22 protein-coding genes and 1 pseudogene are annotated in these 22,263 nt (G+C 62.1%); 3 read left to right on the forward strand and 20 right to left on the reverse strand.

The annotated features are described in order from the left end of the window. Positions 1–54: 54 nt before the first annotated feature. From ACLKMW_RS11680 to ACLKMW_RS11740, 13 genes and pseudogenes are all read right to left on the reverse strand, one after another. A pseudogene (locus tag ACLKMW_RS11680) lies at positions 55–204 on the reverse strand (DUF736 family protein); the annotation flags it as partial. A gap of 677 nt (positions 205–881) precedes the next feature. After that, positions 882–1,175 (reverse strand): type II toxin-antitoxin system VapC family toxin, encoded by a 294-nt coding sequence (locus tag ACLKMW_RS11685; protein ID WP_415724643.1) that lies wholly within the window; start codon positions 1,173–1,175, stop codon positions 882–884. Further along, positions 1,168–2,109: a hypothetical protein gene (locus ACLKMW_RS11690; RefSeq protein WP_415724644.1), complete on the reverse strand. Its 942-nt coding sequence runs from the start codon at positions 2,107–2,109 to the stop codon at positions 1,168–1,170. The genes ACLKMW_RS11685 and ACLKMW_RS11690 overlap by 8 nt, the downstream gene beginning before the upstream one ends. Continuing rightward, positions 2,109–3,035 (reverse strand): ArdC family protein, encoded by a 927-nt coding sequence (locus tag ACLKMW_RS11695; protein WP_415724645.1) that lies wholly within the window; start codon positions 3,033–3,035, stop codon positions 2,109–2,111. Before ACLKMW_RS11695 ends, ACLKMW_RS11690 begins: the two co-directional genes overlap by 1 nt. Positions 3,036–3,370: 335 nt before the next feature. Further along, the gene (locus ACLKMW_RS11700) at positions 3,371–3,958 is read right to left on the reverse strand and encodes a hypothetical protein (protein WP_415724646.1); all 588 of its coding nucleotides are present in this window, start codon (positions 3,956–3,958) and stop codon (positions 3,371–3,373) included. Positions 3,959–3,984: 26 nt separating this feature from the next. Further along, positions 3,985–4,455 (reverse strand): hypothetical protein, encoded by a 471-nt coding sequence (locus tag ACLKMW_RS11705; protein WP_415724647.1) that lies wholly within the window; start codon positions 4,453–4,455, stop codon positions 3,985–3,987. Continuing rightward, positions 4,439–4,762, reverse strand: a complete 324-nt coding sequence (locus tag ACLKMW_RS11710) for a hypothetical protein (protein ID WP_415724648.1) — start codon at positions 4,760–4,762, stop codon at positions 4,439–4,441. The genes ACLKMW_RS11705 and ACLKMW_RS11710 overlap by 17 nt, the downstream gene beginning before the upstream one ends. After that, positions 4,762–5,646 carry a DUF7007 domain-containing protein gene (locus tag ACLKMW_RS11715; protein WP_415724649.1) on the reverse strand — a complete coding sequence of 295 codons (885 nt, stop codon included), beginning with the start codon at positions 5,644–5,646 and terminating at the stop codon, positions 4,762–4,764. Before ACLKMW_RS11715 ends, ACLKMW_RS11710 begins: the two co-directional genes overlap by 1 nt. Next, on the reverse strand, positions 5,643–6,119 hold the full coding sequence (locus tag ACLKMW_RS11720) for a hypothetical protein (protein ID WP_415724650.1): 477 nt from the start codon (positions 6,117–6,119) through the stop codon (positions 5,643–5,645). Before ACLKMW_RS11720 ends, ACLKMW_RS11715 begins: the two co-directional genes overlap by 4 nt. Positions 6,120–6,209: 90 nt before the next feature. Further along, complete coding sequence (locus ACLKMW_RS11725) at positions 6,210–7,949, reverse strand: ParB N-terminal domain-containing protein (RefSeq protein WP_415724651.1); 1,740 nt, start codon at positions 7,947–7,949, stop codon at positions 6,210–6,212. Positions 7,950–8,274: 325 nt separating this feature from the next. Continuing rightward, positions 8,275–13,371, reverse strand: a complete 5,097-nt coding sequence (locus ACLKMW_RS11730) for a lactate dehydrogenase (protein ID WP_415724652.1) — start codon at positions 13,369–13,371, stop codon at positions 8,275–8,277. A gap of 84 nt (positions 13,372–13,455) precedes the next feature. After that, positions 13,456–13,854: a DUF3085 domain-containing protein gene (locus tag ACLKMW_RS11735; RefSeq protein ID WP_415724653.1), complete on the reverse strand. Its 399-nt coding sequence runs from the start codon at positions 13,852–13,854 to the stop codon at positions 13,456–13,458. A 10-nt stretch (positions 13,855–13,864) separates the two neighbouring features. Then, complete coding sequence (locus ACLKMW_RS11740; protein ID WP_415724654.1) at positions 13,865–14,470, reverse strand: DUF1419 domain-containing protein; 606 nt, start codon at positions 14,468–14,470, stop codon at positions 13,865–13,867. Between the two features lie 245 nt (positions 14,471–14,715). Between ACLKMW_RS11740 and ACLKMW_RS11745 the strand changes: the two genes are divergently transcribed. Continuing rightward, positions 14,716–15,051, forward strand: a complete 336-nt coding sequence (locus ACLKMW_RS11745) for a hypothetical protein (RefSeq protein WP_415724655.1) — start codon at positions 14,716–14,718, stop codon at positions 15,049–15,051. 376 nt (positions 15,052–15,427) lie between these two features. Here ACLKMW_RS11745 and ACLKMW_RS11750 read toward each other — a convergent pair whose 3' ends face one another. Then, a complete protein-coding gene (locus tag ACLKMW_RS11750) occupies positions 15,428–16,327 on the reverse strand; it encodes a DUF3991 and toprim domain-containing protein (protein ID WP_415724656.1) in 900 nt (299 codons plus the stop codon). Between the two features lie 180 nt (positions 16,328–16,507). Beyond that, on the reverse strand, positions 16,508–16,696 hold the full coding sequence (locus ACLKMW_RS11755; protein ID WP_415724657.1) for a hypothetical protein: 189 nt from the start codon (positions 16,694–16,696) through the stop codon (positions 16,508–16,510). 362 nt (positions 16,697–17,058) lie between these two features. Between ACLKMW_RS11755 and ACLKMW_RS11760 the strand changes: the two genes are divergently transcribed. Beyond that, the gene (locus ACLKMW_RS11760; protein ID WP_415724773.1) at positions 17,059–17,529 is read left to right on the forward strand and encodes a Ros/MucR family transcriptional regulator; all 471 of its coding nucleotides are present in this window, start codon (positions 17,059–17,061) and stop codon (positions 17,527–17,529) included. A 968-nt stretch (positions 17,530–18,497) separates the two neighbouring features. Here the strand turns inward: ACLKMW_RS11760 and ACLKMW_RS11765 are convergent. From ACLKMW_RS11765 to ACLKMW_RS11775, 3 genes are all read right to left on the reverse strand, one after another. Beyond that, complete coding sequence (locus ACLKMW_RS11765; RefSeq protein ID WP_415724658.1) at positions 18,498–18,641, reverse strand: hypothetical protein; 144 nt, start codon at positions 18,639–18,641, stop codon at positions 18,498–18,500. Beyond that, a complete protein-coding gene (locus ACLKMW_RS11770) occupies positions 18,638–18,934 on the reverse strand; it encodes a copper chaperone PCu(A)C (RefSeq protein WP_415724659.1) in 297 nt (98 codons plus the stop codon). The genes ACLKMW_RS11765 and ACLKMW_RS11770 overlap by 4 nt, the downstream gene beginning before the upstream one ends. Positions 18,935–19,466: 532 nt before the next feature. After that, positions 19,467–19,961, reverse strand: a complete 495-nt coding sequence (locus ACLKMW_RS11775) for a hypothetical protein (protein WP_415724660.1) — start codon at positions 19,959–19,961, stop codon at positions 19,467–19,469. A gap of 237 nt (positions 19,962–20,198) precedes the next feature. On the opposite strand from ACLKMW_RS11775, the gene hisI reads away from it, so the two are divergent. After that, positions 20,199–20,606: a phosphoribosyl-AMP cyclohydrolase gene (gene hisI, locus ACLKMW_RS11780; protein ID WP_415724774.1), complete on the forward strand. Its 408-nt coding sequence runs from the start codon at positions 20,199–20,201 to the stop codon at positions 20,604–20,606. Between the two features lie 82 nt (positions 20,607–20,688). Here the strand turns inward: hisI and merB are convergent, their stop codons facing one another. Beyond that, positions 20,689–21,444 carry an organomercurial lyase gene (merB, locus tag ACLKMW_RS11785; protein ID WP_415724661.1) on the reverse strand — a complete coding sequence of 252 codons (756 nt, stop codon included), beginning with the start codon at positions 21,442–21,444 and terminating at the stop codon, positions 20,689–20,691. Between the two features lie 94 nt (positions 21,445–21,538). Further along, the gene (locus tag ACLKMW_RS11790) at positions 21,539–22,216 is read right to left on the reverse strand and encodes a helix-turn-helix domain-containing protein (RefSeq protein WP_415724662.1); all 678 of its coding nucleotides are present in this window, start codon (positions 22,214–22,216) and stop codon (positions 21,539–21,541) included. Positions 22,217–22,263 lie beyond the last annotated feature (47 nt).

Raw genomic sequence — 22,263 nt, forward strand, 5'->3', positions numbered from 1 at the left:
CCGGAAACCGGGCACTCCAGACCACCCACTCCGCATAACGACACGCTATGCATAATCGACATTGCCGGAGAAGATGCGGAAATGCGGTCCCTTGTCGGAGGGGTTTTCGATGCGGACCAGCTTGGCCTTGACGTTAAGGTTGAGGGTCTTGATCGAACCGTTGAAGCCGTTGCCCGTGGAAGCGAAGGTGCCGATGGTAGCCATGTGTCTCATTCCTTTGTTGCTCGGGCCGCGCCCATCGCGACCTCGATTGACGGTCGATGGACCGGAGGCGATCGACGGGCACCCGCAGGGCTGGAACGAAGTGGAAGGCGGCCGGGAGAGACTTTCTTGATCCGCGCGGAATGGCGGCGCAGCCGTCAGGGGAAGAAAGTCGCGAAGGCCGTTGCCGGGACAAGATCGAGAGCCCGCCATAGCGGGATCGGTCTTCGGTCAGGCCAGTCACATCGAGGACGCAGGTGGACGTGGCTTTTGTGGAAACCGGAATGAAGACCGGCGTTTCCATCGTCGGCGTCATACACACGAGACAGCGACTGTCCGTTCGAGAGTCCCTCTGCAGTTAGCCCACGCACCGCCTCGGATCCCAACGGCGCGGACCGCGCCCCCATTGCCCCGCACCGGCTTCGACACGGAGACGTACGGGGAAGATCGGCGAGAGAACCGCCCGACGCTACGCGCCAGGCTAACCCACGGCTTTGCAACCACGCTGCGTCCATGGTGCGCGATTGGGGGAAGACAGCCAGCAATTGCACATCCGGCTCCCGTTCAAACCGGATCGGCAACCGATAGAGGCAACCGTACAGGCGGGGTTCCGTCGAGCAAATCTACAGTGTGGGAAGGCCTCTCGTCCGGGTCCGGGGCCGGGGACGGCGGGTCGCTCGTCACGGAACCGTGGTGAGATCGGTTTGCCGGAACTCGTCGACCGTCGCCAGGATAGGCACCGCAAAGTATTTCGCGCATGCGTAATACAGGCAATCGCCGAGATTGAGGCCATGGCGGCCGGAGCGATACCGGTGTGCCGCGGACAGGGCCAGCCTGGTGGTCTCGGGTGCGGGCGGCGGATCCCGAACCTCGATCCCGCGCTCGTCGAGGAATTCGGCGACGATCGGCTCCACTTCGGAAACCGCGCCGGCAAACTTATCGGGGCGCGCGAGACCAAGAACGCCCTCACACACCGCACATGCCCTCGCACTCATTCGGCCAGAGATCGAGCTGGCCCCGGTCGGCGGCGGTGGATAGATCAACGTCATCGAGCGGTACGCAAGATCGATGCAGATACACCTCGCCGCGAATGCTGCGCAGTCCGGTCCGCAATACCCGATCGACTTCGACGGCATCCTCCCATGCTGCCGCGTCGTGTTCACGCATCGACCGCCACATGGCGTTGCTGTGAAAGGGGCAACCGATACACGCGCTTTTCGGGGGATCGGGATAGTCGTGCCGGCGCAGCCAGGCGAGACAATCCCGCCGGCTCATGCGCTTTTCGATCAGCGGGAAACGCTTGACTTGCCAAGCCTCGAAGCTCGGTTTTGCGCGTACGATCTCGTCCGTCGAGATGCCGATCCAGCATTCAACGACCCGAAAGGAAGGGGAGCGTTTGCGCGTCAGCCCCGCGAGTTCACGTATCTTCCGACGGATTGGAACAATCTTATAGTCGGTGGTGCATTGTCGGCGGATCATGCCGATCGAGACGGTTTCCGTCGTCGTCTGGCGCGTGGCGACCTCGATCAGTTCACCGTCGCCGTCCTCGTCGAAGACCGGAACCATGGCACCTGCGGGCGTGACGGTCTTGGCGAAGGCGGGGATCGAGGCCCAGCGGTTGCCCTGCCCGGCCGCGATCAGCTGCTCGCGAATATTGCCGCCCGAGACAATATGGACTGGGAACGGCAAGACGTTGGGCGACATCAGCCATGCGAGATGATCGTAGACGGCCCGTGGCTCCCAGCCAGTGTCGGCGAAAATGGCGCAATCGGGCATGGGGCCGATCTCGCCATGAGCGGCCATCAGCGCGAGTGTGGTGGATTGCACGCCGGCGCCCAGCGAAAGCGCGCGCAAGCGGAGCGGGGAAGGCTCAGCGCCTTCCCCCATGATGTTCGGAGCATGCAGCATCACGCCGCCTCCGCGACTTGTGCCGCACCAGGCTGGAGGTCGTGCAGATAGTTGACGGCGCGCTGGGCGTGGGCAGCTGCGGCAAAGATGAAGCGCTTCTCGTTCCTGAGGATTTCAAGCCAGCTCGCCAGATAGCTCGCGTGATCCGGCCTCGGCTCCAGTTCAGGGACGATGCCGAGATCGGCCGCTAAAAAGCAGCCCCCCAAATCCGCGACCAACTCTTCATGCGCCCTGAAGGAGCGATCCTTGTGATAGCGGGAGAGATTGCGATCAAGCCGCTTTTCCGAGCCAACCCAATGGGTCAGTTCGTGCCCTAAAGTTGCATAATAACTCGGGGCGTCGCGAAAACTCTCGAACGGCGGCATTTGCACGATATCGAGGCTCGGATTGAAGAATGCCTTGTCGCCGCCGTGCCGGATGACCGCCCCGGTGTTGGTGAAGAAGGCATCCGCGTGCTCGATCCGCTCGACCGGATCGGCCACCGGCGCGGGATTGCCGTAATACTGCGCCGGAAGGTCCTCGATCTGATCGGCGCAGAACACGGTGTAGGCCTTGAGGATGGGAATGCCGCGTTCGACTTCCTCGCCTTTCGCATCGGTTTCGGTGCGGGTGATCCGGCTGGCATAGACGACCATCGAGCCGGTCTCGCCCTTGCGGACATGGCCGCCCAGTTCGACGCTCTGCTTGAACGTCATCCAGGTGGGCGAGATAAACCCCCTCGCCACCGCCTCCGACCAGAGAAGCAGCGTATTGATGCCCTGATATGGCAGCCCGTTGTGGCGCAGCGGCCGGGTGATGCGACCCGTCGTATTCCCGGCGCTCCAGGGCTTCACCCATGGGCGCACACCTTTCTCCAGATCGGAGACGATGCGGTCGGTGATCTTCGCGTAGATATCGACGCGGGGTTTGCAATCTTTCCTGCTCATTTTTCAGAACCTCCATTCGAGGCCGCGCCAGTCGCAGCCGTCACGAGGTCCGCAAGCGCAGGACCGCAGGTCCGCGAACCCGCTCGAGCGCAATCGGAAAGAGGAGAGATGTCAGTTGCGGGCCGCAACGTCAGTGAAGGACGGCGCAGCCGTTTCGCGGGGCGAGGACCGGAGCAGGACCGACATTCGTGACGGCCGCGACTGGCGCGGTCTCCGCGATCATCTTCATTTGTCCGATTGCGTGGCGGCGCACACGCGAAGAGGCCGGCGTCCTCAAGGACACCAGCCTCGATGTGGAAAGATGGGGGCGGAGCCGAAGCTCCGCCCGTGGGCGATCAGCCGAGTGCCGCCATCTGGAGATCGGCCGCCTGGCGGCTGACGGTCTGGCCGGGATTCTCGACCTGACGCTCATAGGGCTTCCAGGTCTCGCCGACGATGTGCTCGTAGGCAGCAACGGCGCCCTCGGCAGCCATGCGCAGAGCGTGTGACTGAAGGCCCATGTCGGCGGCGAATTCGCGCTTGCGCTGGGCGTTGCTGTCGAAACCGACCGGGCCGTCGAGATCCTCGTCGCGGACGTCGTTGGCGAGCTTGGCCGTGGCGTCTTTCGCCTCGGTAACGGCCTTGGAGTAGAACTGGCCTGCACCGTAGGCGGAGCCGACATAGGAGCCGACGATCCGTTGCAGGTGGATCTGCATCGCCTTGTCGGAAAGCCCCTCGGAGAGGCTGTCGGCGCCTTCGATCAGGCTGCGTTGGTGGAAGTCGCGGATGCCGTCGCTGTCGAGGACAGAGAGGCCGAAGCTTTCGGAGATCAAGGAGGCCTGGTTGCCATCCGGGCAGCAGAGCCGGACCATTTCGAGGGTCGTGCCCTTGCGGAGCGGGACGACGCGGGCCTTGGACTTGGGGGAGCGGGTTGAACTGGACATTGAGCTTACCTTTCTAGCGATGCCCTTCAGGTGATCGGCCCTCGGCCGTTCTTTCCTGCGGGTGCGGTCAAAAGGAACCGGCGGAAGCTGGACGCTTCAGGGTCCGGGCCCTGCCAGGCGAGCGAGGTTGGCTTGCGGACAAGCGGGGGCCAGTTCTTCACTGGTCCCTGCGCGGGACGCGGGCCGGCCTTGTCAAGATCGGCGGGGTTCCGGCCGCTCCGCGGCGCGACAGCGGCCTTGAAGTGGCCAGCCGCTGGTTCAGACCGCAGCAAACCCGCCGGAAAGACCGGCAAGGGATGGTCTACGACACCGGCATGCTGACCGGCAAGCGCCTGGTCGACCCGCACCGCCACGGTGTTCCATGGCCTGCCGCGCTTCAAAGGCATCCACGATTTGACCTGGGTCGTCTCGTCACCGTGGTTGCGACCAGCATCGTCGCCACGGATGAATGCCAGCCTGCGGCGAGAACGACATCCGGCGTCACGCACAGAGCTCATCAGGTTGGAGCTGCGCCCGCAACGCCGCTATGGCGCTTTCCTGGCGTGCCAGTTTGCGCGTCAAGGCGTCGATCTCCGGCTGACGCTCAGCGGTAATGGCGGCCAGATTGGCACGATACCGTTCAAGGAATGCACCGGGATCGGGCGACTTCCCGCGCCGATACGTGGTCTGGCGCGGATGTAGCTGCGGTATCAGCGCTGTCATGCGCCGCGTGATCTGCCGGTCGATCATGTCCAGGTGACGCTGGATTTGCCGGCGAGCTTCCTCCATACGGAAGAGCCGCGCCCGACGAGCTGGCTCGGCCATCACGCTGATCTCCCCTGCCAGCTGACAAAGCTCGACGGCCCTCCATAGACCGCGTGTCGCTCCGGATGGATGACGAAGCCGAAGCGGCCGACACGGTATTCGCCCGAAGGAACGAGGAAGCGACGTTCCTCGCTGCCCAGCCCGCGTTTGCCGCCGGGGGTGGCGATGACTTCGGTGAAGCCGGGTTGGTGATCGGAGACGATCGCCGACACCACGATCCAGTCATCGCGGTGCTTGGCGAAGAATGCACGTTCATCCTTCATCCAGGATTCACCGGGACCAAGCACATCGCCGGTGATCGCCTCCCAGGCATCGGGGAAGCTGTCCTTCATCGTCTTTTCAGCTGCCCGGCGCTCGAAGGCAGTAAACAGGTGAGGAAAGCTGAATGCGACGATCGCCCAGGCCTCATCCTCCTCATAGGTCCCGCCGGTGACGCGGATCAACTGATGAACCTTGCGGTTCCGGTCAGGCGAAAGGAGGAAGCCGCCATGGCCGGCCGTTGAGTGGAAGACAACCCCGTCAGCATAGATGGTTGCCCCCTGCGATGGCCCCCATGGTGTACTGGCCGTGGATCGCACTTCGCGTCGGACGAGCGCGATCTTTTGGCGCTGGTGTTCGGCGTTTTCCAGAACTTTTGCCCGGAATGCGTTCTCATTAGCGAGGTCGCCGTTATGACCGTAGAAGTCACCCCGCGTCCATTCGGCCATGGGCCGCCGGATACGCCAGCCGGTGACAAGGTAATGGCGCCCGTCTCGGGCGGGAGCCATCGCAAAGGCGTGCTCGCCGACGAGTGCAACGAGCAGGCCATCAGCGCTTCGCCCAAAAGAAACCCCCGGAAATCCGGGGGCTTCTATGACGCTGGTTTCGAGAGCAGGCGCGCTCATGCCGCCGCCCTCCCCTCGACAATATCGGCCGCTACGGCGTCGGCCGTGATTTCCTGCAGGACGGCATTCGGATAACCGTGGCGGGTCACCCATTCCTCGGCGGCCGCGCGATTGGCGGCAAGATGAACAAGCTCGGCGTCCTCGCCACCCCGATCGAGGACGAGGACCGAGCCGACAGCGGGCCGTTCCTTTACCGCGAACTTGAGTTCGCTGTTCACCGAAAACGTCCGATGGACACGCAGCACGATCGTGCCCTGACTGCCGTAGTCACCCTCGTGGAGGGTGATGGAGGCGGGAATCGTCGTGTTGCCGACACGGGCTTCGGCCTGTTTGCGGATCAGCCGGCCGCCTGAGTTACGTTTTTCCCAGGCGGCGAGCTTCTTGGCGAACCGCTCCGGAGGGCGCGGGGAGCCGTCAGAATATGTCAGGGTCGAGCCCAGTGGCACGAGGTCGTAGATCAGTTGAGCGGTCATGGTTTTCTCCATGGTGTTGAGTGGAAAACAGAACCGCCGCCGGTGATGCACCGGCGGCGGGATGATCGTTCGGAAGGAAAGATGTGGCGCCTACTCGGCGGCGACCTTGTAGGCCTCGCGCTGCTCGTCGGTGAGATCATGGTCCTGCGGAGCCGGACCTTCATCGACATAGTCATGCGCGGGGTCGACGACCGCATCGCTGTCGAGCTCGTCCTGGTCTTCCGACGTACCGTCGTCTCCAGGCTGTTCGACGCGCTCGTTCTTCTTCAACCACGCAGCCAGCTTTGTCTGGTCGGGACCGAACAGCGCTGACGGATGGACGAAGCGACCTTCCTTGAAGTGCTCGACCAGGGCGGCGCGGGTGTCCTTCACCTTCTGCCGGGGAAGAACCGACGTATCCGCGCATGACGCCTCCAGCGCCGGTCGCGACAGGCACGAGAGGAAGTCTTCCGTGCCCATGTTGGGCAGGAAGCTGTCCGCACCGATCACATCGCCGGCCACACGGGAGACTACGCCGCTGTCCGAACGGTTTTCCCTGCACGACAGCACGTCGATCAGGAGCGAGCGCACTGCGACGCGAAGCGTGTCCATGTCGAAGTCGAGCTTGCCCTCCTGGTCGAACAGGCGCACGGCATGTTCGCCAAGGCCGGCCGCCCCATAATAGGAGATGTCGCGTGTGCCGGACGCCACCGTTACGTTCTGCCCTGCGAACGCCAGAACCAACAGCGCCATCAGCGTGTCGTCCTCGATCGGTGCCCGCGACAGCGCTTCATGTAGAGCATCGGTACGAAGATCACCGATCATCTCGAAGCCCTTTCGGGTGACATCGGGGCGGGTCTTCACGACGATGGCAGCATCGTCACCCTCACTGAGCGGTTGCTCGCCCTTCTTGGGCTTCTTTGCCTCCGGCATGCGGAAGTGCACCGCCTGCACCTTCCCCTCGCGATCGAGGTACATGGCCGTGTGGTCGGACTTGCCCGGCTTGCCATAGACGCGTTCCGCCTTCTTCGGCAGTTCCGGCTGTCCCCAATTGTTGGCCTCGGTGATGACCCCCTTCTTGGGAAGGTTCTGCGTCATCCACTCCTGCTGCGCGCCCAGGAACGCCTCGACGTCGGTCGTGTAGCGGCTGTCCTGGTCGGCCGGTGCGAATAGATCCTCGACCCAGGCAATGCCGTAGGCCTGCGCGAGTTCGTCACCAAAGCTTGCATCGTGGGCGTACATGCGGGTCTTCTGCAGGCCCTGCGCTACGCTCCACCAGGATACCTGCGGGTCGGCCTTCGAGGGCTTGTGCTTCTTCCAGACCTCCTTCTGTTCGTCGAGCGACGCTGCTGCGATGGTGCGCAGCTGGCCCTCGTTAGGCATGTCGCCCTTTGCCATCTGGTCGAGCATCGCCGGCAGGACATTGGCGAGCAGACGCAGTTTCCGGATCTGGCGAACCGGCAGAGCCAGAGCGACAGCGATTGCTTCCTCGGTCCAGCCGAGCGCGACCAGGCGCTCGATCGCCCGCCACTGGTCGACGGGATTGAGCTGTTCATGCGCCAGCGTTTCTGCGAGCGAACGCATCGCGCCGCCATCTTCGGCGCGCTCGATCACCAGCACGGCGATTTCTTCAAGCCCTGCCGCGATGGCCTGCTTGACGCGGCGGTGGCCGGCATCGATGACGAAGCCGTTGCCGCCATCGGATTCCGGTGCAACGACAGGCGGCTGCACGATGCCGACGGCGCGAATGGTCGCTAGCAGCAATGCGTCAGCCTGCGGGCAGGACTTGGAGCGTCGCGCCTTGTCGGGGTTTCCCTTCAGCGCGCGCGGATCGACAAACTTCAGTTCCATGGAAGTGCTCCTTACGGGGTTGCCGGACACAGCCAGTCGCTGCGTCCTTTCTCGTCTTCTTCTCGAAGACACCCCCCGGCCCGCGGAGCGGACGGACCGGTGCAACTGCGGCCGAGCATCCCTGCCCGGCAGGACAAGCGGGGCTAACAGCCCTGCGAAGGACGCCGCGGCCGGGATTGCGAGCGGCGCGGTTGAGCGTAAGTGTCACCGGTTCGGCCGATCGGCGAACCGGATTTCCTCTTTCCTCCTTTTCCCTTCTCGGTTCCCCTTCAAGATCGGCCGCACCCTGGAGTGGGCAATCGGCCTGCCAACCACGACGGAAAGGTTACGCGGCATCCCGCAACGGGCCGGCGAGTGTTTCCACATCAGCCGATAGCGCCGCCTCCACTTCACCAAGCTGCCGTCGCTTGTCAGCCAGTTCGCCGCCGAACGCGAACTCGGCACCATTGTCCCGGGATTGGTATGATGCGAGCCTGCGGCGTGAATCGGCGAGGCGCTGGCGATAGCGCTCGCGTTCGCCCTCGAAATCGTCCAGCGCGTGCTCAAGGCGCGAAATCGCTCCGAGTGGCGTGACCGTCATCGAGAGTTCGATTTCGGAGTCTGCGCCGGTGCGCACTAACATCGTGGTGTAGCGGTAACCCTCCTTGCCGAAGCGCTGGCCGTCATATTCGAGGTCGAATCCGCCGACTGAGCCGATGATGCTCTCGCCTTGCCTCTGAAGCTGCACCAGGGTCAGGATCTCCTTCATGAGCGCCCGCCCCGCCTCCTTGCGCTCAGCGTAGATCTTGCCGGCCACGGTCATGACGAAGGCCTCGCCGGCGGTCGGAACGAGAAGCTCGATATCCCGGCCGATCTCGGCAATCCGGCGTGTGCAAAGCTCGATATCGCGCTCGGCGTCGCGAAGCTGCCGGCGAACGGCGTGCTGATCGTCGATATGGGCGGCGCGCAGGCGTTCCAGACGGGCAATGTCGGCTTCAAGCCCCGCCTTCTGCATCAAGCGCTGATCACCGGACGCGATGGCCTTGGCCATAGCGAACTGGTTTGCCTGCCCTTCGCCGAGATCTTCGAGGCGACGGACAGAGGTGTCGCCCGAGAGCGCGGCGGCGATGAACCGGGCCTTGCGCTCGTTATTCTGCCACATGGTCGCGTCGAGTGAGCCCTCAGTGGCGTAGGCGAAAATATCGATCTCGTCATGCTGGTTACCCTGACGCACGATGCGACCCTCGCGCTGCTCGATCTGCGACGGCAGCCAGGGTACATCGAGATGGTGAAGCGCCTTCAGCCGGAGTTGCGCATTGACGCCGGTGCCCATCGTCTCGGAACTTCCAATCAGGAAGCGGACCTTGCCCGCGCGAACGTCGCCGAACAGCCGTTGCTTGGCCTCCGACTTCTTATAGTCTTGCATGAAAGCAACCTCGCTGGCTGGCACTCCCATGCGAATGAGCTCGTCCCGGATCCAGCGATAGGCGGAAAAGCCCCTGCTCTTCTCGACGCTGATCGTGCCGAGATCGCTAAAGATCATCTGCGCGGTGCCCTGGAGTTCGAACGGCTTGCCGTCATGGCGGATATAGTCGTTGTTCGAGGTCGCCTTCCAGATATTGAAGGCGTTCGAGATGAGGTTGTTGAGCTTGTTGTCCGCCTCATTGTCATTATCGGCATCGATAAGGCGCAGGTCGATCGCAGCGTGGCGGCCATCGGTGATGACGGAGAGCAGGATGTCGTCCCCCGGCTCGGGCGGCCTGTCGCGTTTCTCGATCTCCGCGATGCGCGCAGCCAGGACCATCTGGTAATGTTTGAAGGCCTGCGTCGGCTTCGACGTTATTATCTGGCGCTTGCCGGTGGAGATCGCTGGCACCTTCACGAATTGGCGCAGGTCCTCCGGCATCACGACGTCGGCGAAGGAGCGGAACATCGCGATCAACTCAGGAACGTTCACGAAGGACGCGAACCGCGACACCGGCTTGTATTTGCCGGAAGGTTGAAGCTCGAGCTCGGTCGTCGTGTCGCCAAAGGTCGACGCCCAGGCATCGAACTCGTGCAGTCCGCGTTCCATCAGCGCAGCGTGGTCCATGAGCCGCTGGACAGTGAACATCTCACCCAATGTATTCGTGATCGGGGTTCCGGAGGCGAGGACGAGCGCCCGGCCGGGGTTCCTGGTCTCGATGAAACGGGACTTCACATAGAGGTCCCATGCGCGCTGCGAACCGTTCGGGTCAACGCCCTTGAGCGTCGACATATTCGTAGCAAAGCTCAGCTTGCGGAACTCCTGCGCCTCGTCGACGATGATCTGGTCGACCCCAATCTCGGCGATGGTGAGAAGATCGTCCTTGCGGGTGGAGAGCGCTTCCAGTCGCTCCTGCAGGCCCTCTTTCAGCCGCTCGAGGCGTTTGCGCGAGACGCGGTCATCGCTTTCGACCTTCAGGAGCAGGCTTTCGTATAGCTCGAGCTCATCATGGATCATCTGCTGCTCGAAGGCAGAGGGAACACCGATGAACTTGAACGCTGAATGCGTGATGATGATTGCGTCCCAGGTCGCGGTTGCCGCCCGCGACAGGAAGCGCGCACGCTTGTCCTTGGTGAAATTTGTTTCGTCGGCGACGAGGATCCGTGCGGTCGGATAGAGCGCCAGGAACTCGCGCGCCACCTGCGCGAGGCAATGGCCGGGAACGGTGAGCATAGTTTTGGCGATCAGGCCGAGACGCCGCTGCTCCATGATGGCGGCCGCCATCGTCATCGTTTTACCGGCGCCGACGGCGTGGGCGAGGTAGGTCGAACCGGCCGAAATGATGCGCCAGATTCCACGCATCTGATGCCCATAAAGAACAAAGGCGCCCGAGGCGCCTGGAAGCTTCAGATGGGAACCGTCGAAGGCCCGAGGAGCGATGTTATTGAAGCGGTCATTATAGACGCGGGCCAGCCGGTCCGTGCGGTTCGGATCGGACCAGATCCAGCACTGGAAGGCCTCCTTGATCTTGTGAAGCTTCTCCTTGGCGGCTTCGGTATCGACGACATTAAGCACGCGCCGTTCGCTGTCGCCGTCCTTGATCGTATCGAAGATCTGCGGGACACGGCTGTTGAGCGCATCCGCCAGCAGCTCACCGGCATGCCGGCGCCCGGTCCCACACTCCGATGTGCCGACGGCGAGATAGCCAAGCTGGCGCGCATCGACAGTCCACGAAGCCAGTTCCGGCATGTGATGGATCTTGATGTCGGTTCCCATCGTCTCCTTGACGAAGGCGACGACATCGAGGGCGGGAATCCACGGCGCGCCGAGACGTGCGGTGATGTCGGAGGGGCGAAGATCGACCGGCTGCACGCCCTGCAAGGCCGCGACGTTACGCTCATAGACGGGATCGAGAACGGTAGCGGCTTCCGCGACCTTCAGCTTGTCGCGGACATAGCCTGACAGATAAGCGTCAGCCATCTGCCATGAGCCGTCGGCCGGATCCTGGAAGATCGCGCCGCCAAGCTCAGCGACAACGTCCTGCGGATCGCGGTGCAGCAGCTCGGCGATATGATCGAGATCGACACGGCCGCGTTCATTGAGAACCACGGCGAGCGCGTCGGCCGCGCTGGAAATCATCGGCGGCGCCGGCGGAGAGATAACGCGCTCCGAGAAGATCGGCCCTGGCCTGGCTGTGTCGTTTTCGAGATCGTAGTCCTCGATCGAGGCGACCAGCCAGCAGTCGGGATCGTCGAGGAAGGGCTGAAGGTTGGGACGCCGATGGCTTTCGCGCGTCTCGCCGGTCTCCGCGTCCTCGCTGATCGAGACCGTAGTGTGGTTGATCGGGCCGAAGTCGCGAACGAAGCTCGACCATGCAATGCGCAGCCTTACCTGAAGATCTTTCCACGGCTGGTCCAGTTCCTGGGCTTTCAGCACCTCGCGCACCGCGTCGCGAACCGGGATCAGCTTGCGGATGATGCGGACGTGCTTTTCGGGGATGCCGTCGGCGCCACGGCCCTTGCGTATCTTTACCGCGGCCGGCTCGCCGTCGATTATCTGCAATAGGCCGCGGGCATTGTCGAAGAAGAAGCTGCCTTCGCGCACATGCCGGCCAGCGGGCAGACCGACGACGGTCTGATCGTCTGCCGCATCCAGGTCGAAATCGATCTCCGAGGGTTCGCCATCATAGCGGTCTTCCGGAAGAAGAATGACCGCTGCGGACAACGCAGCGTCGAGGTCCTCGCCGTCGCGGGGCAGGCATGTGTAGGTTTCGCCGAAAGGTCCGGAGGTGAGCGCATGCGTGCCGAGCACGAAGTCCGGATGCCGGGCGAACCAGCGATTGACGCGGATGGCGCCCTCATCGTCGGTCGCGGGCCGGACTTCCTCGGTATCGAGCCAGGACACGTCGCCGTCCGGCTCCCCCGCCTTCCTCTTCCGGAAAAAGAGGATGTCGACAACGACGTCTGTTCCGGCGTCCGCGCGGAAGCTGCCTTCTGGCAGCCGGATCGCAGCGATCAGGTCCGCCGACTTCGCTATATGCTCACGGGCGGAGACATCTGCCTTATCCATCGTGCCTGAACTGGTGACAAAGGTCGCGAAGGCGCCAGGCTTCAACAGGTCGATCGACCGCGCGATGAAGTAGTCATGCAGGCGCAAGGACAGCGAACGATAGGCCCGATCGGAGCGGACGGTACGATCTGAGAACGGCGGGTTGCCGATGGCAAGGTCGAAACTCGCCGGAAGGTCAGCGCGGGCGAAATCACCGGTGACAATCCGCGCCTGTGGCTGCAGCAGCCGGGCGATGCGCGCAGTCACCGGATCGAGCTCGATCCCGGTGACATGGGAGACATCGCGCAGGCCTTCCGGCATGAGCGCTGGAAACAGCCCCGTGCCAATTCCTGGCTCCAGCACACGCCCGCCGCGCCATCCCATGCGCTCGAGGCCCGCCCAGATCGCGCGGACGATGAACTCCGGCGTGAAATGGGCGTACTGGGTGCAACGGGCGAGCGAAGCATAGTCGCTCTCGCCGACGGCATCCTCCAGATCGGTGCCTATTTCGTCCCAGCCCTTGCGGAAATCGATCTCACCGGGCCGGCGAAAGACGCCATTGGCAAGGTCGGACGCACCGAAGCCGGTGAAGCGGATCAGTTGCTCCTGTTCTTCAGCGGTGGCCGGACGCTCGTCCGCCTCGATTTCGGCCGCGAGCCGGATCGCAGCGATGTTGTCGCGGGCGCGTTCCTTCCAGCCCCGTGCGAGACCACGGTCGTCTGCGAGAAAGAAGTTCGAACCACGCTCGCGGCAGGGCTTGGAAGGTGCCCGGGCGATGGCAGCGATCGGCATCGCCGGCGCCGGCGACGATGGATCGGGATCGTCGTCGGGTTCGAAGTTTCCGGCAAAGGCCGTCACGCCGAGGCCGGGACCGGATGAAAGGGCTGTGTTGCCAAAAAGATCGATGGTGAAGGGGTCGTCGTGCGACATGATAAAGCTCCTTGGATTTCGGGCGAGCGCAATCACGCGGGCGACGGCGTCGGCCACGTGAAAAGGTTCGCGGTTTTGAAGGGGTTAGCGGACGATCAGGGAGAGCGAGACTTGGCGCTCGGTGAACTGCACATTGAGATGCGTGCAGCGCAGGTTTCGATCGAACATCGGGATCAGCTGCTCAGCATCGATGAATTCGATGCCGTCATCGCCCCCGAAATGGCGATGCTTGTAGTGAAACCAGTCTGGATTGCCGACCGGATGGCACTCCTCGGAGTAGACGACGAGCGGCCGCTCGCCGTCGGGGAGCTTTCCGTTCGACATGATGTAGACGCCCTGGTCTCCGACGAGCCAGAGCCCGGGAATCTCGCCCTCGCCCGGCTTCATGCCGTAGTAGGGATTGCGGAATCCGCCGTTGATGGCGGCATCTGCCTTTCCGCGTTCGATGACCTTGCGAACGGCAACAATGGGAAACGTGAACATCGCCGCCCCCTCACGCTGCTACGGCCAGAGGAAGATGGCGGAGGTGGACCGGCAGCTTGGCCGCGATCTCCGCGTCCGTGAGCTGGTCGAGCAGCTTGACGTCACGGCTTCGGTCGGGACCGAAGAACAGGACCGTCCGCCGGCCGCGCTGCGCGTGCGGAAAACGCCAGTCAGCGTAACCGCGATATTCATCGTGGCTTGAACTCCAGATATGCTCGATCCGCTCTTCGCGGGTCATTGCACGGACAGGCCGGCTTTCCCGCTCGACGATCGCGGCGCGCATGTGCGCCGGCGAGCCCTTGTCGGCAAGGTCGCAATAGCCGTGGAAGAACCGCATCCGGTCATCGATCTTCAGCGTGAAGAAGACGCTGGTGATGCTGCCAGTGAGGAATTCGCGCATGGCGAACATCTCGCCGTTGATGAAGAGCGGTGGCAGGATGTTGAACATGTAGTCATGCTTGGTCTCGGCAAGCTCGAACCACTCGCCGCTATAGAGCCTGCCGTCGGCATCCTCGAAACGATTGGGGCGCTGTGCGTGGCGATCGAACATGCGAAACATCTGCCGGCGGTCGGCAATACCCTGGTAGACTTTACGGATCGGAGAAGAGGGGTTCATTGGCGGGCTCCTTCAGCCTCGTCGGACTGGAGCGCGGTGCATCCTCGGGGATCACCATCATCTTCAGCCCTTCCTGACCCCTCCCCAGCGGCCGCCTCTCCGTCCGGGCGGGTCAAGTGCCGGCGAAGCCGGGCGAAGCTTCACACTTGACGCGGCTGGCGGGCATGCGGCAGCCGGGTTTCATTCATTTTCTTTCCCTCTTCTTTCTCCCCAATTCGGCCGCGTGGCCGGGCTGATATCCGCCGATGAACAGCGTCCTTGTCGCTACCGGCGCAGCCATGGCCGCGGAAGCGGAACCGCCGGGCCGGGTGGATTCAGTCCTGGATTGCTCAACGCCAGTTCTCGATGCCGACACGCCGGAGAAAGCAAAACTGTTGCGGGTGCAGTACGGCGCCGACGCGATCGTCCGCCAGTTGCGAGAGACCTATGCCCCTCGGCTGGAGGGATTATTCTGGAAACAGACGGAAGGAGAGGAAAGCAGGCTGGTCCTGCGCCTGACAGGCGACGAGCCTGTCGAGAACGAGAGAATGACGGTGTGCGGGGAGCCGCTGACCGTCGAGTTCGTCTCTAGAGCGAGATGATCTCCTCTGGAATCTCTGTCTCGCTCCAAATGTTTGTTTTTGAAGCATGATCTGGTCCGAAAAGTCTGCAACTTTTCGGGATCATGCTCTAGCCAGATACATACGAGGGAAGAACTCCAGAAACTCCACAGCAACAATCTGGAGTGGTTTCGCGGTAAGTTCCCTGGCTTGCAGGGCCACCTATGCGGACGAACGCACGGGCGAGATCGTGCTGGAGATCTACGCGCCGGAAGCCGATGAACTGATGTGGAGGTTCGGAGGCGCGAGGCCGAATCCCGTCTTGGTGTACCATTGCGGATCGAGAAGACTTCGGCAAAGGTCAGGCTCGCGATCCTCAATCGCGCGCCATGAGCGCGGTCGTGCGCGACCTGCCCTGTCAGGCGGTTGCCGCGTCCTTCAGCACAGCATTCCAGTCCTCGGCAAGCGGTTTCAGACGTTCGAAGTCACAGGAGAGTTCACCGGCAAGCTCACGGAGCCGTGATACAAATTCTTCGCCCTGCGCGTTGGCGTCAGTTGCCGCGACCAGGCGCGCGTCAGGTCGTTCCCCCAACAGGCGAATGGTGCCATCGGTGGCCGGCGACCAGCCGCCACCAGTGCTGACATAAAGCGTGTCGCGTCGGAGCTTCTCGATTGCGCCAAGGCTCATGGCATCAATGGCCGCCTCCGTCACGCAGATACGAGCCGCACCCTTGAAGCCGAACCGGAACAACACCTTGCTACCGCCGGAGGCAAAGCCGCGCCATTCAGGACCACGTTCCTCCCAACCGGTGACCGCGCCGTCTGCGCCCTGATGAGCGGCCCACATGCTGCCGCGCGGCCCTTCCCGTAGAAGGTTCTGGGCAATGGCTGCCCGGATAACCTGTTCGGGAATGCGCCGTTCGTCGCGCAGATAGCGCCAGGTCGCCGATCCGCGCCATGGCTCGCGCCGCGCCGCCCAACGATCCGGTATCGATTGGTCAGGTTCCGTCTCGCGCGATTGCCGTTGCCATTCCGGTTCGCGTGGCTGGAAACCGACGAGGGAAGCAACCTGCACGAAGGCTTCCAGAAAATCGCAGCCGTCCAGATGCTGAACCAGCGAATAGACGTCGCCCTTGGCATCGGAAAGTGGGTCAAACCAGCCTTTGCCGTCGTGGATGACGATGATGATGTCGTCGCCGCGGCGGTATTTCACCGCCTTGCGCGTGCTTTCCTTCAAATCGATTGCGAAACCGCCCGTCTCCAGCACAGCCGCACATCCCACCCGGCCGCGCAGCTCTTCTATATCCGCTTTTTCCATTCTTTTCTCCCGGCCGCCTTTCGGCCGGCCTTTCTCCAAGTTTATCTCTTCCGCACACTTCGTGGAACACCTTAGCGACGGGCGCGGCGAGCAAAGGGGGCAAGGGCGCGGCATCTGCCGCGGCGCAGCTTCCCTTGCGGCCTGCCGCTCGTAAGCGGCACGCCGGACGGGAAAACCGGTTCAATGAACCGGCTGACCACCCGTGTATGGGTCGTAGAGATAGAGGGCGTTGACCTCGTCGTCATCGAGGTCATTGGCAGGTAGGACGCCGTATTCGTCTTCATCGACCTTGAAGAGGATGACCGGCGTCATCAGCGTGCGGGCGAGGTTCCAGGCGTGGTTCTGAGCGAGGCTGAGTTCTTGCGACATGGTGTGGCTCCCGTGGTCGCGGGGACCATTCCCCGCTCGACAGGCGCCCGTCGGGTCCGGCCTGGACCGCGATCACCGCGTTGGCGAAGTCATAAGCGGCGGCACGCTTTCGTAGTCCGACCCCTTGCGGGTTGATCGACAAGGTCTGGGCTGGAACAAGGGAATTAAGCCGATAGGAGCGGAAAGTGGTCTTTGCGCCGGAGCCGCATCCCCAGCACAACGCCTCGCAGATTCAAGCCTGCGCCTCGTTGCGCTTGACGCAAGCCCGTAACATCAAGGTCTTTGCGCCGACGCGTTCTTTCTGTACCGACGATGTCGCCACCATCGTGGCGTCGTTACGAAATTTCTATCCGAGCAACACCATGAATGAAGACAATCCCAAGCCGGCCGCCGATTTGATTGGCCTGACCACAAAGATCGTTTCGGCTTATGTCAGCAATAATTCTGTACCCAAGACCGAGCTCCTGCGGCTCATTACCGACACACATACCGCCATCGCCGGCCTCGTTACTCCCAACGCACCCGACCAGAAAGAAGGAAAGCCCGTCCCAGCCGTTTCGATTCGCAAATCCGTGACACCGGATTTCCTGACCTGCCTGGAGGACGGCAAGAAGTTCAAATCGCTGAAGCGGCATCTTGCGACGCACTTCTATTTAACGCCGGATCAGTACCGGCAGAAATGGAATCTGCCTGCCGACTATCCGATGGTGGCCCCGAACTATTCGGCGTCGCGCTCCACATTGGCCAAAAGCTCTGGCCTTGGTCGCAAAGCCGCCGTCGCCGAAGCAGCACTACCAGTCAAACGAAAGAAGCTTGGGCTGAAGTTTAAGTAAGGATCGCAGATTACGCGACTCTCTCCTGCGTCAGGGATGGACGTCCGCAGGGTGCAGACCCCATAGGGGCTTCAGCTTCTTCGACAGCCCATTTCCGCAGGAAGACGCCCGAATCACGCTCTCCGCCTACTCCCAAACAGATGCCCAACCTATCTGAGGTCTCTCGTCCTCGGCCCTGATCTGGTCAAGATCGGGATCGCCTTCATGCGTCTTGGGCAATGCTCGACCACGGCGGTCGAATGCCTGCCCGCCATGACAAAATTCGTCGCCGCGCCCATCGGACGGATCGGCCGTCACGATCGGAGCGTAGCGCCGGAGTGCCCAGAGCACCGCCGCTCAAAGGCTTCCGCGTCGCTGACGGGATCAGCATCGCGCAGCACCAGGCCCGGCACTACCGCCTGCGCCTTGGTCTCCGGCATGCCAGCGCGCGCGCCGAGCGTGCGGGCAGCCTCGAATCAGACCAAAATGGAAGTCTCGTCTCTGAGAACATGTCGGGTCGGTGATGCACCACAGCACCTTGCCCAGAGGCGCGCGGCAATCGATACCACGAAAATCGCCGCGGCCGCACCGTCCACTGCGCCATTGCGCCGCCAGCAACTTCACGCAGCGCCCCTAACCGCAGCAGAACACGCTAAACCGAACTACGCATTCGATTATTCACCGCCAGGACTTCGAGCAGATTGCCGGAACGCTTCTCGATCAGGACTTCCCGGTCGGAAAAGGCGTCCGCCTGCCCGGCGACACGATCTCGAATCTCGCAAGTAATGAACGCGACGAACCGGCCCAGCTGTCGCCGATCGACTGAGAATTGATCCATTCTCGCTACGGTGGCCCGCCTTCTGCACATTTGCTTCACGCCGGCCGCGACAAAGCCGTTGAGTTTCGGAATGGATGCGGCCGAGGCAGCGACGCACTGCCTCAAGGGCGTCGAAACCCTTACCAGCGGTATGAAATCAACCGGGATGATTTCAACCTCCGACGCGTGCCGTTCCTGTCTCTATGGACTCTTTGGAACCGGTGCCGGGGAGATAGCCGCCGAAGCCAATAAGTATGCCGCCAAGCATGGCGATCGCCGCCCAGACCGCGATCCGAAATGTTTTCACGCCGCTCAATTCGAGCTCCCATGCCCTGAATGGTCCTCGGCCGCCGGTTCGCTTGCCTTGCGTTGAACGACGAATTCGACGTCGACCGCGCCGGCTTTCTCAAAAACAAGCGTCGCCGGGAACGTGTCGCCGTCCTGCAACCACTGCTTCGGACCGATGAACATGATGTGGAGCTTTTCGGATTCGAAGTCGACGGTCGCGTCAGGCTCTAGCGCAAGTCCATCGACTGGCCGCATACTGGCCACGCCGTTCTCAACCACGGAACGATGAATCTCCGCGCGCTTTTCTGTCCACGCACGCACCCGTTTGGCGCCTAGTCTCTACCCTGCGTAGCAGGAGAGTTTTTCACGTCCTTATCGAAGGTCTGCGCCGCAAGCTTCAAACCTTCGACGGTCGTCAGGTAGAGTAGAATAGATGAATTAGTGCGCCTGCCAACTTGCGATTGTTAGCCTGCGATGCAGGCGAAATTGGCCGAATGGGAACCCTACGGCTCAGAATCCCTCTTGACCCTGTAGCCACTACAGGCCGCATCATTGCTGCGAAACACACCTTAGGAGGTCGCAATGAAGGATAGAACGACTGCAACCATCACGACCGCCATACTCATCGTACCCCTCGTGGCGCTGTGCTGTCTTGGCCCAGCCTTGTTCGGCGCGGCACTGGGTGGCGCGATAGGATGGCTCGGAGGCCTTGACCCGGTATACGCCTTGGGTGCGGCGATTGTTGCCGGGTTTGCCATTTACAGCTTTATGCGTCGGCGAAGTGCTCATTCTCACGAGAATGCCCCAGGTCGTCATGCCACGCATCGGGAGGGAGACGTCGTGGATCACACCGTCAAGCATCCGTTCGTTTCGTCGTCCTGCTGCCCGTCCCTTCCAAGCGAAGCGTCAGCCACAGAACCGCAGCCGGTACAATCAGCCACTGGAGCAGCGGCGAAATCCCGACATTAACATATGGCAGCAGCAGCATTTTTGCATCGTAGCTCCAACGCCCCAGCAGATGGACGGAAACCCATTCGATTGCCACAGTCAGAAGAAATCCGGTCAGAACCGTCACAACGGCCAAGGCGGAGTGGGCGGTAAGAGGCCAGAAGGGTTTTCGCGTGAACCACGATCCTGCCACTATGGCCGCTGCGGCAATCGCGATATCACCCAATGTGCATTGAGCGATGTCCGAAACAATCTCCAGAGGTGATCCTGAGCGCCAGAGTGCGTAAAGCGGCGAATGGGCGATCTCCCAAGACAAATGGAAGACCGCCGATAACAACAGGTAAATCAGCCAGAAGCGCTTTCCAACTCGAGCCATGGTTGATGTCGACGCTAGGGTCACATCCGGTAGCCTACGGATCGAAAGTCTCTAGCGCCGAGGATACCGCTGGTAGCGCCTACAGGGTCAAGATAGTTTTGTCCTGAGAAAAGCCACAATGCATACAGGGTGGGTTGCAGTCGGCCACCTTGAGGTGATGTCGGCAGGAAGGGAAGACGGAGGTCAATGAAAAATGAGAACGATATGCGCGAGCAGACTGGGCCAGACTCACAGAGCCACGTTCTGGCTCACGTGGAAAGCATGGGCGATCACATCGGCCCTCTACTTGAATCCCGACAACGCATCGAAGAAGGAACGGTTTTGATGCCGCGGTTCGACGCGAACGGCCTTATTCCGGCAGTCGCCACGGATGCATCGGACGGTACAGTGCTCATGCTCGCCTGGATGAATGCGTCAGCTCTGAAAAGGACAATCGAGACCGGCGAGGCTTGGTACTGGAGCCGGTCCCGGCAATGTCTCTGGCACAAGGGGGCTACCAGCGGACAGATCCAGAAAGTCGAGGAACTGCACATTGACTGTGACCAAGACGCAATCTGGCTCAAGGTTCGGGTTGCCGGAGACGGCGGATGCTGCCACACGGGCAGAACCAGTTGCTTCTATCGCAAGATCGCTAATGGGCCGGACGGTGCGGTGCTTCGCGGCCTTTAAGATGTAATGCCTGCCCGCTGAATATCGCACTTGAGTCTTGCACATTTACCCTGTGCATGTGGCCAGTGGTCGCAGTCTGAACCTACCCGTCTCCACGATCAGAATGCGCTGCCCGAGCAACTTCGTCCTGCCGACCTTCGCGCCCAGCCTGCCCAGCAGTGCGTTGAGCGAGTTCCGTTCCGAACACATGGGCGTTGGAGCGCTTGCAGTAAGCGACGGCCTCGTCCATTGACAGCAGGATGGTTTCAGGCTCGGTGTGCTTTGCCTGCCAACGTTCGCCCGAGGCGCGCGAGGTGAAGAAGAAGATAAAGTGGCAGGCCGATTTCATGACACGGGCTGCCGATGTGAGGTCCCATGTCTGCGGAGGCACCATGGACACCACTATGCCGGCGGGTTCCACGGAGTTGACACCGCTTGGCGAAACGGTGAGACGGACCACTTGGCCCGATTCTGGGTCCTTAGACTCGATTTCGGCGGTATCGTCGATGAGTTCCGGTAGGAACAAGCAGTCCACCGCGCACCACGCATACAGCGTTCGATCGCTGACAGTAAGCTGATGGTGCGTAGGCGTCACCGCGAGCCCAAAGAAGCCTTGGATGCGGTCCTCTCCGTCCAGGTGGACGAACGGGCTCAGTACCGAGTTCTTTACGAGCGCGCCCGCGGTAGCGAACGACGCACCGAGGGCCTGTGCAAACTGCGAGGTTGTTACAGGCTCGCCTTTTGTCAACTCGCCAAGGAGCACCATCCCGGCCCGCTGTAATTCAGGCGAGAATACAGGGAAGTTGCGGCGCGCCGCCTCCCACAGTTCGTCCACGGTCGTTGTGTTGTCAGGCATCATAGTGATCGTCTCCATTCCAGGACGCAGCCAGAAGGGCGCGTCGTCTGGCGGGAATCTAACCCCGGCGGCAAACGGCCGTCTTGAAGCGGATTAGCTACTGAGAGGGCGATCGCTGGGGATATGCGAAGAAACGCGCGCGGAAAACGCCGGGGGGCATGCCGACCAGCTGCCGAAACGTGTTGGTGAAGTGGCTCTGGTCGGCAAAGCCGGCATCGAATGCAATCTCCGAAAGAGGATTCTGCGATGTTGTAAGCCGATGGCAGGCGAACTCGACGCGACGCTGACGGATGTAGTGCCCTACCGTGCAGCCGAAACGTCGGCGGAAATCGCGGGCGAGGTGCACATGATGAACGCCCGCCATCCGCGCCAAGCTTACAAGCGTGTGATGCCGATAAAACTCGTCGTCGATTTGCTCGCGCACGCGGGCGAGCCACGGCGCGGGCGCGCCGCGCGCTTCGAGACCCGGACGATCGTCGAGTTCCGCGAGCAATGCGAAGACAATGTCTGCGACCGAGATTGCCGACAGATCATCCGCTATATCGAGCTCGCGCCGCAGTTGAAAGGCCAGCCAATGGGGTGGCGGGCGGCGTGCCACATCGAAGCGCTCGAAGTCGTGGATGGGGTAGGAGGCGCTCTCAAACGCAGCCGGATCGACATCGACAGTCAGGCAAAGACTGCCCGCGTCCGAGGTGCGGGCGCTATAGACCTGCCCGGGCGCATGGAATATGAGCGACGCTGGACCGCAGGTGAGCCGTGTGCGACCCCAGTCCACCTCGTAGCTTCCCTCGATCGTGAGGCAAAGCCCAGCCCCTCGGGATT

Source organism: Borborobacter xinjiangensis (genome assembly GCF_047739745.1).
Lineage (GTDB): Bacteria > Pseudomonadota > Alphaproteobacteria > Rhizobiales > Rhizobiaceae > Pseudaminobacter.